Source organism: uncultured Veillonella sp. (genome assembly GCF_963543145.1).
Classification (GTDB): domain Bacteria; phylum Bacillota; class Negativicutes; order Veillonellales; family Veillonellaceae; genus Veillonella.
In genome coordinates, this window is sequence record NZ_CAUTZP010000027.1 from 1 (window position 1) to 11,918 (window position 11,918).

7 protein-coding genes are annotated in these 11,918 nt (G+C 32.5%); 6 read left to right on the forward strand and 1 reads right to left on the reverse strand.

Annotated features, from left to right (window positions below):
- Nucleotides 1–448 precede the first annotated feature (448 nt).
- The 5 genes from RWZ05_RS08610 to RWZ05_RS08630 all read left to right on the forward strand — a co-directional run bounded on the left by RWZ05_RS08610 (nt 449) and on the right by RWZ05_RS08630 (nt 10,018).
- On the forward strand, nt 449–1,786 hold the full coding sequence (locus RWZ05_RS08610; protein WP_314643744.1) for a hypothetical protein: 1,338 nt from the start codon (nt 449–451) through the stop codon (nt 1,784–1,786).
- Nucleotides 1,787–2,033: 247 nt separating this feature from the next.
- Nucleotides 2,034–2,873 carry a BRO family protein gene (locus RWZ05_RS08615; RefSeq protein WP_314643745.1) on the forward strand — a complete coding sequence of 280 codons (840 nt, stop codon included), beginning with the start codon at nt 2,034–2,036 and terminating at the stop codon, nt 2,871–2,873.
- A gap of 371 nt (nt 2,874–3,244) precedes the next feature.
- Complete coding sequence (locus RWZ05_RS08620) at nt 3,245–5,137, forward strand: Eco57I restriction-modification methylase domain-containing protein (protein ID WP_314643747.1); 1,893 nt, start codon at nt 3,245–3,247, stop codon at nt 5,135–5,137.
- Entirely contained in the window at nt 5,137–8,394 is a 3,258-nt protein-coding gene (locus tag RWZ05_RS08625) for a DEAD/DEAH box helicase family protein (RefSeq protein ID WP_314643749.1), read from the forward strand. The genes RWZ05_RS08620 and RWZ05_RS08625 overlap by 1 nt, the downstream gene beginning before the upstream one ends.
- A gap of 550 nt (nt 8,395–8,944) precedes the next feature.
- Nucleotides 8,945–10,018 (forward strand): hypothetical protein, encoded by a 1,074-nt coding sequence (locus RWZ05_RS08630; protein WP_314643750.1) that lies wholly within the window; start codon nt 8,945–8,947, stop codon nt 10,016–10,018.
- Between the two features lie 301 nt (nt 10,019–10,319).
- On the opposite strand, the gene RWZ05_RS08885 is transcribed toward RWZ05_RS08630, so the two are convergent.
- The gene (locus RWZ05_RS08885; RefSeq protein WP_227041506.1) at nt 10,320–10,397 is read right to left on the reverse strand and encodes a putative holin-like toxin; all 78 of its coding nucleotides are present in this window, start codon (nt 10,395–10,397) and stop codon (nt 10,320–10,322) included.
- A gap of 219 nt (nt 10,398–10,616) precedes the next feature.
- On the opposite strand from RWZ05_RS08885, the gene RWZ05_RS08635 reads away from it, so the two are divergent.
- Nucleotides 10,617–11,828 carry a hypothetical protein gene (locus tag RWZ05_RS08635; RefSeq protein ID WP_314643752.1) on the forward strand — a complete coding sequence of 404 codons (1,212 nt, stop codon included), beginning with the start codon at nt 10,617–10,619 and terminating at the stop codon, nt 11,826–11,828.
- Nucleotides 11,829–11,918: the final 90 nt, after the last annotated feature.

Genomic DNA, 11,918 nt, shown 5'->3' on the forward strand with positions numbered 1-11,918 from the left:
TACAGATTTTCCAACTTATTGGGATTAGTCACACACACTTTTTGTCCTATAACCCACAAAAGCCTATAGTACCAAAATCGTACTATAGGCTTTTGTTATGTCTATGATATTATCTTCTGTATCCACCATATCCTCTAGTATTAGAGTTTGGATCGCAATAGTTTTGGTTGTTATTGTTACATGGTGCATAATTAGCATTGTTATTGCAGTTGTAATGTGTATTAGTATTGCAATTGAACTGAGAATTATTGCATACATAATCGTAAGCAAATCCTGTGGACACTACAGCAGTCACGGCTAGGGCAGTCATGACAAGTATACGTTTTGTATATTTCATAGTAATCATCTCCTCATTTTTATATTTATATTGTACTACTATAAGTCAAATAAAATATGATATTCTATATATATACTATTTGAGAGAATTTATGTGAAAGGAAGAGTTGTCATGATGAAACGTGTATTGATGGCTACGCTCTGTTTAAGTTGTGTTACATTGGGTGGTCATGCAATTGATATTAATATACCTGGTGCAGATCCGACAATTTCAAAGGATGCATATCAGAACTATCGTAAGACTGATGCAGATGCAAAGCAGATGGAACAGGAGATTGAAAAGGATATAAAAACATATATGCCAAAACAAGTGGTAGGTAATGGTGAATTAGATTTAAATGATGTCATTTATTCTAATCGTGAGTTGAACCATTCATTGGATTTTTCTTCATCTGTATTTATTTTGAAAGATGATGGGACCAATGTAAAATTCACTATGCCCTACTCGAGTCGATATGGCAATACTGAAAAAATTGAAGATGGTACATCTGCCTTTAGAAATGCAATGATTATGAGCTCTAATGGCGTAATTAGTTATGAGTTGCGTCATCAACCAGCAGGTAATAATTGGGAAGATAGTAAGATTCCGTACAGTAAGTTAACAGTTGATGATATGAAAGCTATTGCTGAGAAAACAGCTGGCGTATTTCGTGGTGATGATCATTCATTATATGCGGGTAAATTTATGTATCCTACGGTTGAAAAAGCGACATGGGATGTAACGTATGCTAATGATGCACCAATGGTGGGGAGCCTTAATTTTACGATGAAGAATACACCGACAATTTCGTATCATATAGGTTATAATTTTATGCCTAGAAAACAGTTTAGTGTGTTAAAAGCACAAGGTGTTGATAAGGCTCAAGATATGATAATGTCACCGTTGGTAAACTATGTATTACCATCCATTGAACCAGCGAAGGATATTCTTTCAAAAAGCAAAGCTTTGAAAATTAATGATTTTACATTCTTAACGCTAAAAACAAGTAAAATGATGCGGGAGGATAAAAATAATTCGTATATGTATGTATACGATAGCGATCAGTATAGAGAAGGTATCATGGTGATGCCGGTTGAGGCTGAAGATATACAACATCCAGAGAGGATTTTCCCGAAAGCTGTACGCAGTATTATCTTAAATGACAAGTACTCGAAACGAGAACCAATCCAATTTGCTACCGTTTGGAATGATGCTATGCCATCTGTATATATGCAAATTAAGCGTCCTAAAACAACGATATATATGTTAATATCCCATGATAAACAATACGTATACAATCACTTTATTATGACCTATAATACTAGCTCTTTGGTCGAAAAAGATTTGCGAGATATTGTGCAATATGTAGATACTAATAACAATAAGGACTACTATAACACATTCCAAAGTGGGCTTGGGGCTAAGCTGCCAAACGATATGGCGACGTTTGATATTAAGAATACAAAATAATAGACAATGAAAGGAAAGCTAAAAATACCTTATGAAGTAACTCGCACCATAGGTTAGCTTTTCATGCAACTATAGGCTCTCTGTTGCAAGGTATATACCTTGCGATAGAGGGCTTTTTTGTGTGTGGTGAAAGTAAAAAAAGAGCTCTATTTTTGTAGAAAATATCTTTATTTCTTATGGTAAAAGGCGTATACTATAGATAATAACATAGAACATATATTTGTATTTAAAGAGAGGAGGAAGATGTATGAGTGATGATGTAAAGATGTTTGAAGGTAGTCAAATTCGTTCTGTGTGGGATAATGAAAGGGAAGAGTGGTATTTTAGTATAGTGGATGTTGTGGGAGTTTTATCTGAAAGTAAAAATCCAACTGATTACTTAAGAAAAATGAAGAAGAGGGACGAAATATTAGCATCCTACCTTGGGACAAATTGTCCCAAGGTAGGAATGGTATCGACGAATGGTAAGATTCGAAAAGTATTAGCAGGGAACTTAAAAGATGTTTTCCGTATTATACAATCCATTCCTTCGCCTAAGGCAGAACCTTTTAAAATATGGTTAGCAGAGGTTGGTAAAGAACGTATTAATGAAATCATTGATCCGGAACTTACGATTGATAGGGCTTTAGAATCATATGCTCGTAAGGGATATAGCCGAGAATGGATTAACCAACGATTACAGGCGATTCAAGTGCGTAAAGAACTTACAGATACATGGCAAGATCATGGTGTTAAGGGTGGCAATGAATATGCTATCTTAACCAATGAAATTTCAAAAGCTTGGTCTGGAATGACTACTCGAGAGTATAAAGATTTTAAAGGCCTTAAAAAGGAAAACCTGAGAGATAATATGTCTACTACGGAGCTAATTTTAAATATGTTAGCAGAAACAGCAACTAAAGATATTGCAGAAGCTACAAATCCACAAGGATTAGAGGAAAATAAACAGGTTGCTCAAGATGGCGGTTCTATCGCTGGTGATGCGCGTAAATCTATTGAAGTTAGGACAGGTAAACCTGTTATTACATCTAAAAATGCTATTGATTTAGGGCGATTAATTAGTGACGTGGTGAAACAAGATAGATGAACGACTTGAACGAATGAAATGAAAACGCAATTGTAGGGTATCTAAAGATAATTTGAAAACATCTATTCAAAAGGTTTTATATGCCATAGAGACATATGGTTTTCCGAAATTGAAGAATCCCAAAAGTAATATTATGTTTAATATGTAGTGATAGAGTGGATTGTGAAAAAATCAATACCACATCATATCGAGGTGTTTTTGTCTCATATGATGTGGTATTTTATTTATATAATACATATGATGTTGTATGTGATGGATTATTATTACTTATTTAGTGCATTATAATTCTATAAAGTAGAGTGTACTTTAAAAATTAGATGAATAATTATATAATGAGTACAAATATATTATTGGTTAGAAATGAGGCATATATGCAATTACTAACAGTGGATATTAGCGAAGAAGGAATTGTTGATGATTCTGGAACGCTGTTGACAATTTTACTAAAAGATCGAACTACAAATAAAAATATTGTATGGGCTTCTCCTTCTTATGAAGGTATGGGGAAGCCTTTTTGTGCTGACCAACCTATTAAAAAGAATCTAATTATAGGTCCTTATGATTCTATTATTCAACCACGTGTTGAAAAGAATAAACGAAATCAAGAGATACGTACACGTAAACGCGGTGAAGTATTTACTCCATCTTGGCTTGTTGATAAGCAGGTATCCATTGTAATGAATGAAAACTGGGATATTCCTTTTGAAAGCTTTATTGCTTTACGTTGGTTAGAGCTTGCTTGCGGTGAGGCCCCATATATTGTAACTCGTTATGATTCTATTACTGGAGATATTATTCCCGTCGAAAAGCGTGTTGGTTTTTTAGATCGAAAATTACAGAGAATAGTAAAACAATCAATTACGGAAAAAGAGTTTATTAAGTGGTCAAAAATAGCTTATGAATCTAGCTATGGATATGAGTTACAAGGGGATTCATTACTATTGGCTCGTGAAAACTTATTATTATCATTCTGTGAATATTATAATCATAAATTTGGTAAATTACCGAGTATGAAGGTAATCAAACAAATAGCAACTATTATATCTTATAATATATTTCAAATGAATGGATTAACAAAGCAGACCCCATATTCAGATAATTCAAAGAATAATATTCAACTCAATCTATTTGATGAAGTAAACAATCAAGAGATACAGGGAGATAAGTTTACACTTGTTAAAGATTGGGAAAACAAAGTGTTAGTATCTATTGATTCAATTTCTAAGGGAGATGAAATGATGAAATTTGATGTAGTAATTGGAAATCCTCCGTATCAAAATGAAGGTATAGGTCTAAATGCTAGAGATGAACCTATTTATCATAAATTTATTGATGCTGCAAGAAGTATTGGTAATAAAACCGTGCTTATTACACCCGCTAGATTTTTATTTAATGCAGGTCAGACTCCGAAATGTTGGAATGAGTCTATTCTAAATAATGAGCATGTAAAAGTTGTTTATTATGAGCAAAAATCGGATAAAGTGTTTCCTAATACTGATATTAAAGGAGGCGTTGCAGTAACTTATTTTGATGAAAATCTTAAATTTAAAAAAATTGGTACATTTACTCCTTTTATAGAATTAAACTCTATTTTAGGGAAAGTGTTAAATGAATCATATAGACCATTCAATCAATTACTTTATGGTAAAAGTACATATAGATTTATAAAGACTTTGTACTCCATATATCCAGAGTTAAAAGGAAGAGTAAGTCCATCAGAAGAACGTTCTATATCATCCAATATATTTGAAAAACTACCTGAATTATTTTTCGATGCTCCAGATTATGAACATAATGTAGGAATATATGGTCGGGAAAATAATAAGCGTGTAATAAAGTGGGTTAGCCGTAAAATTATAGATGATCATCCTAATCTAGAAAAGTATAAAGTTCTTTTACCTGCATCTAATGGTAGTGGTGCAATTGGTGAAGTTCTTTCTACACCCCTTGTCGGGGAACCCCTTGTCGGGTATACACAAACTTTTATTTCTTTTGGTGCATTTGATAATAAAAAAGAAGCTGAATATTTATTAAAATATATAAAAACAAAATTTTTGAGAACGATGTTAGGTACTATGAAAGTTACTCAACATAATCAATCTAAAGAAGTCTGGAAAAATGTTCCGCTTCAAGATTTTACCTCTAATTCAGATATTGATTGGTCTCAATCCATCGAAAACATAGACCAACAATTGTACAAAAAATATAATCTTTCACAAGATGAAATAGATTTCATTGAATCAAAAGTGAGGGCTATGGACTAATGGGGACAGAGATTAAAACAGGGAAGGTTGTAGAACCTAAAATCTATGCATATACTACGCCACAAGTTACCACTAATGATGGGTGGGTTAAGATTGGATATACGGAACGGGATGTGGAGACTCGAATTCGTGAGCAAACCCATACAGCAGCTATTCAAACAGAAATTTTATGGAATCATTTAGCCGAATATATAGATGGACCAGAAAAAGGTCTAAATTTTAAAGACCATGACTTTCACGGTTTTCTGAAATTTCATGATATAGAACGTAGACCGAAAACAGAGTGGTTTTATTTTAATGGTACGCCAGAGAAATCAGAAGGTTTATTTAACAAGTTTATTCATCATGATGTATCAGGTTATCAACCAGGAAAAAGTAATGAATACACATTACGTCGGGAGCAAGACGAAGCTGTTACAAAAACATTGGCTTATTTCAATAGTCATGAAAATAGTGAATTTTTATGGAATGCAAAACCTCGATTTGGTAAAACCTTATCAGCCTATGATTTAGTTAAGCGATTAGACGTAACAAATGTTTTAGTGCTTACCAATCGCCCAGCTGTTGCAAATTCTTGGTATGATGATTTTGAACAGTTCGTTGCGGGCAATACAAAATACAAATTTGTTAGCAGTACGGATTCCCTAAAAGAACGACCATCTATGAGTAGAGATGAGTTTATAACATATCTTGGAGAGGATGAAGAGGCTAAGCAAATTGCATTTATCAGTTTACAGGATTTGAAAGGTTCCAAATTCTTTGGTGGTGAATATAATAAGCTAAAGTGGGTTGCTGATTTACATTGGGACTTAGTTATCATAGATGAAGCACATGAAGCTGTTGATACTCGTAAGTCAGATTTTGCTTTCAATAATATTCATCGAAAATGGACGTTACATCTATCTGGTACACCATTTAAAGCAATTGCTAAAGGTCAATTTAGTGATGAACAGATTTATAATTGGTCATATGCAGATGAACAACAAGCTAAGAAAAATTGGGACAGCACGTGTGAAAGTGAGAATCCATACGAAGCATTACCTCAATTGAATATGTTTACCTATCAAATGTCTAAGATGGTATTAGAAGTGATTAATGATGGCATAACAATTGATGGTGAAAACTATGATTATGTGTTTGATTTGAATAAATTTTTTGAAACTAATGAGAGTGGTGAATTTATTCATGAAAAAGATGTAAAGACTTGGCTTAATACATTAACTCATAATGAAAAATATCCATTTTCTACAAAAGAGTTACGTAATGAATTAAAGCATACTTTCTGGATTTTAGATCGTGTAAATTCAGCTAAAGCTCTTAAAAAATTATTAGAAAATCATCCAACCTTTGAAAATTATGGTATTGTATTGGCTGCTGGATTTGGTAATGCTTATGAATCTGACGAGGGAACTGAAAATGTTAGGTCATTGGCAGCTGTCCGTAAGGCCATTAAAGAGCATGATAAGACAATTACACTTTCAGTAGGGCAATTAACAACAGGTGTAACTGTTCCAGAATGGACCGGCGTTATCATGTTATGTAATATGAAATCGCCAGCTCAATATATGCAAGCTGCATTTAGAGCACAAAATCCATATTCTTGGACAGAAAAAGGTGAACACTACCGTAAAGAACGAGCTTATGTATTTGATTTTGCTCCAGAACGCACACTAATTATTTATGATAAGTTTGCTAATGATTTATCGCTTGCAACTGCTGCTGGTCACGGGACAACTGATGCTCGAAAAGAAAATATAGGCGAGTTGCTAAATTTCTTCCCAGTTATCGCTGAGGATTCTTCAGGCCGAATGGTAGAGATTGATGCGGCTCAGGTCATGACGATTCCTAAGCAAATTAAGGCTCAAGAAGTTGTTAAACGTGGATTTATGTCAAATCTTTTATTCGATAATATTGCAGGTATCTTTAGGGCTACTCAAACTGTTTTAGATATTCTAAGTGAGTTGCCTGAAGCATCTCAAGGTAAAGTTACTATGGGTGGAGATGAAATAGATATTGTTGATGTTGAGTTAGATGATGATGATAATCCAATTGTTCCAGACGAAATCGTTATTAATAAGCAAGAAGCTTTATTTGGCGATAAATTACGAAGCTCAATAAATACGATTGAAGAAACGATACGTAAGGAAAACTTAAAACCAACCTTAGATGATATGCTTGCGCGTGTTACTGATCCTGTAATTACACCAATTGTTCAGGAAATGCAAGAAACGTATGGCCTTAAAAATCGAGCAGCTCAACGAATCGAAAAGGATATTAAAGATGCAATTAAGACGGTAGCCGAAGAAAATGATAAGGCACAAAATGTTGCTATTGCACATAAACAAGCTGAATATAAAGAGAAAATTGAAGCTGCTAAATCAGAAGAGGAAAAGCTAGCTATTAAAAACGAACAAGAAGAAGTAATTAGTGCTATAAAAGTAGAATATAAAGATAAATTTACAAAAGATATTAGTACAACATTACAGGAATTGCCAAAACAGATTATTAAACAGCAGGAAGTAGAAGCTCTACAAAACAGAATGAATAGTGATGAAGAAAAAATTCGTGGCCATCTACGTGGCTTTGCTAGAACAATCCCGAGTTTCCTTATGGCATATGGTGATGAGCAGCTTACACTAGACAATTTTGATACCTATGTAGATGAAGATGTTTTCCATGAAGTTACTGGTATCACTTTGGATCAATTTAGATATCTACGTGATGGTGGTGATGGTTTTAATGGTCATTTGTTTGATGCGCCGACATTCAATGAAGCTATACTTGAATTCTTACGTAAAAAAGCAGAACTTGCTAATTACTTTGAAGATAATAAAGAGGATATCTTTGACTACATTCCACCACAACAAACAAATCAAATCTTTACACCTAAAAAAGTAGTAAAACGAATGGTTGATGAATTGGAGAAAGAAAATCCTAGTATTTTTGCTGATTCTACGAAAACCTATATTGATCTCTATATGAAATCTGGGTTGTATATTGCGGAATTAGTTAAACGTTTGTATAACAATGAATCTATGAAACAACAATTTCCAGATGATGAGGCAAGGTTGAAACATATTCTTGAAAACCAAGTTTATGGATTTGCACCATCTGCTATTATCTATCGTATTGCTACAAACTTTATTTTTGGTCCGATTGCTGATGCTGTAAGTAGAAAGAACTTTGTACAAGAAGATTCCATATTTTATGCTAAAGAAGGAAGAATACAAGATTTAATAAATAAATGGTTTATTTAATAATTAGTAATATGAAATTATGATAGAAATTATTGAGGTACAAATATCATGGAGATATTACTGGAATATTTAAGGCGTTATGATATATGGAATAATTTATTTCCTGGAATGATTTTTATATATACTTATAATATATTTTGGAACGTATATGATTGGAATCAGATACCAATTGTTTATATCTTTTTTATGGCGTATTTTGTTGGGATGATAATAAGTAGAATTGGATCTATATGTATTGAGCCACTCCTAAAAAAAATAAAATTTATAATATTTATTGATTATAAATTTTATTTAACTGCTATTGAATGTGATAAAACTATCATTGAACTAAATACAGTTAATAATATTTATCGTACGATTTTAACTGGATTAATAATATTTCTTTTAGTATTTATACACAAAGAGATTAATGATATATGCATGTTGATTAACAGTGAAACTGTTATTTACAATGTATTTTTAATAGTATTATTTTTACTTAGTTATAGAAAACAAACAGGATATATTAATAAACGTGTTAGTAAATACATTTAATTTATGGGGGCGTATTATGAAATATGAAATAGATTTTTTATCTAATAGTTCAGTGAATCAAGATTCAGATTCAATTTTATTCAGATATATGCCTGAGGGGGCACAAGAATTTGTTCATGTATTATATGATGGTGGTGTAAAAGCATTTGGTGAGACTATAGAAAGGCATTTAATAGACTACTATAATACAAAAAAATTAGATTGTGTTATTATTTCTCATCCTGATAATGATCATACTAGTGGAATAATTGAATTATTTGGAAAAATTGAAATTGGAAAAATTTATATGAATTGTCCTTGGAACTACATTGAATCTTTATGGCCGCATGTCAATGACGGTCGTAAAACTAAGGAATCTTTGAAACAAGAGCTATATAGTTCTTATCCTAATGTTAAGAGAATTGAAGAATTAGCTAATGAATATAGCATACCTATTTTATCAATTTTTCAGGGAGCATATATTAATGATGAAATTAAAGTGCTTAGTCCAAGTAAAACTTTTTATATCGAACAAATTGTAGACTCATCTAAAAATAGTCTTGCTGAAAAAAGAAGTGGGATTAAATTCACTGAGGCTGTTAAGAGTATTAAAAATTTTATAGTTGAATCTTTCACTGGTGAGGATACTCTTCATGAAAATGTATCAACTAGTGCGGAGAATGAAACATCCGTTATTTTGCATTTGGGACTATCTACTTATAATGTATTATTAACGGGGGATGCAGGAATAAAGGCCTTAGATGCTGCGTATGATTATGGTATTAGTAATAATATTCAGTTTGAGAACTACAACTTGATTCAAATACCCCATCATGGAAGTCGACATAATATATCTAGCTCTATATTAGATAAAATAACTGGATTTAAATGTTCAAATTGTGTTGAAAATAGAACCGCTTGTGCATCTGTTGCAAAAGATAGTGATCATCCACGTAAAAGTGTAGTTAATGCATTTATAAAACGGAGATTTAAAGTTAGTGCAACACATGGCAATACAATTTGTTACCATTCTGATAATATGCCTACTAGAGAAGGCTGGGGACCAGTAAATGGATTGCCATTTAGTCCAAGTGTTGAACCATGGGATTAAAAATTTATATTGAGTGTAATATAAAGTGTGAATTATAGGTGTACGTTTTTTTTATCATTAATTAATAGTAATATAGAGGATTCTAGTAGGCATGTCTATTCTGCGAACAAGAGAAGATGGAAAAGAACCATCAGGTTCTCTTCTCTGTTTTAATATGATATAATTTATATCAAAGTGAGGCATAAATGGTTTGGACGCCAGACTTCGCTTCTGATTTTTAATATTGAAGAAACGGTCTGACTTCACAGTCGGGCCTTTTTTCATGCCACGATTAGAAAGCTAGCTTTTAGCTAGAGGTCAATCACTTTGCAGCCATGATAATGGTCGCTACAAGTATGCCAAAGGAAATCATGAGCGATAACACTTTGTATGTACTCATATTGATCACCGCCAATCTCTAGAAGACTAGCAAAGGCTGGACCCATTTAGGCCTCAAGTTCAATATAGTGTTGTCAATTATAAAAGTAAATAGATTAGAGGTTCCTAATAGTCACTTAGGTGACCAATAGGAACCTCTTTCGTTTTGTAATTATTTTCATCGATATCTTATTATTATGTTACAATACAGTTAATATTACTATTTTATGGAGAGATGTATATGTTAAAACGATTATTACTAAGTGCTGTAATATTAAGCGCTATTAGTGTATCTAGTTATGCTGTTGATGTGAACATTCCCGGTGCAGATCCAAGTATTGCTAAGGATGTGTATGTACAGGGGGTATATAGTACTGAAAATATTAAGAATGCTTATGATGTAGAAACTAGAAAGATAATAGATTCGACTATATCGAAAAAGGGAATATCTAAAGGGTTTGGTACTGCTGTTAATGATGATGAAGTTGAATCCTTTAAAAATGATTTATACTCTATCAAGCGTCGTCAATTTGACGGTAACACAATTGTGAACTTACATAATAATTATGGTGGACTATCGGTTACATTTCCTTTTAGTGCAATACAAAAAGAGGCTATAGCAGATTTTCCTAATTCAAATGCTCATTATTTAGTAGAATCACCTATGATTGCTGCAGGTATTATTGAAAATAAAACACCAAACACTACTGAGAAAACTGATGTTGTTGTAAATTATGACGGCTTAAGTAAAAGTTCTTTGAGAAAGACAACCCTTAGCGGGGCTGTTGATATGGAAATTATTGGTTTAAACTTTGAGCTGAGCAAACATCCAAATCAAGAGTATAATGTTATCCTTTATCCGCGTGCAACGAAGCTAGTCACATCCAATGATATTAATAGAATAATGGCTAATTATGTAGTGCCATCAATCTATTCGCTTCAAGATCTAGATGATTATAGCAAGGTTGAGACATATAAAACATATTCCTTCAGGGTACCTAAAACAGCTGTAAAAGCAAAGAATATGAATGATAAATTGGATGGAGTAACTTTTACAATTGATAAAGATATAAATCAACAAATTCGCATTGAACCTAATTCTGAACCTGAAAAAGGTATATTTAGTACAGTTGATGAGATTCGTATATTAAATAAGATTGATAATAAGTCTGCAGAGTTGTTTGGTTCACCTGGGGCTAAAATGATAACAAAGGGATTCCATACTTATGTGTGGAATGATGGCATACCAGGGTTATTATTAGATTTTGAATTAGATAATCAACAAGGGATGTTGATGTTTATTACATATGATGAAAGCCATAAGTATGTAAACACAATACAATACCCATTAAATAATGGGGTATATAGTAAAGCCCAGTTACGTAAATTAATTACTGATGTAAAATTATCAGGTACAGGGAATATGTATAAAGGAGATGTTTGGATTATTTAATAATCTCTTTTAACTACAAAACAGGGAAAGAAATACTTGTAAGAGTATAATACATTTGTGACAAGTAAATAAAAAATGAGAAGAAACTCT

What these genes read in the sequence shown, in the direction of transcription:
- RWZ05_RS08610 (WP_314643744.1), top strand. Translation starts at nt 449, where the DNA reads ATGATGAAACGTGTATTGATGGCTACGCTCTGTTTAAGTTGTGTTACA.
- RWZ05_RS08615 (WP_314643745.1), top strand. Translation starts at nt 2,034, where the DNA reads ATGAGTGATGATGTAAAGATGTTTGAAGGTAGTCAAATTCGTTCTGTG.
- RWZ05_RS08620 (WP_314643747.1), top strand. Translation starts at nt 3,245, where the DNA reads ATGCAATTACTAACAGTGGATATTAGCGAAGAAGGAATTGTTGATGAT.
- RWZ05_RS08625 (WP_314643749.1), top strand. Translation starts at nt 5,137, where the DNA reads ATGGGGACAGAGATTAAAACAGGGAAGGTTGTAGAACCTAAAATCTAT.
- RWZ05_RS08630 (WP_314643750.1), top strand. Translation starts at nt 8,945, where the DNA reads ATGAAATATGAAATAGATTTTTTATCTAATAGTTCAGTGAATCAAGAT.
- RWZ05_RS08885 (WP_227041506.1), bottom strand. Translation starts at nt 10,397, where the DNA reads ATGAGTACATACAAAGTGTTATCGCTCATGATTTCCTTTGGCATACTT.
- RWZ05_RS08635 (WP_314643752.1), top strand. Translation starts at nt 10,617, where the DNA reads ATGTTAAAACGATTATTACTAAGTGCTGTAATATTAAGCGCTATTAGT.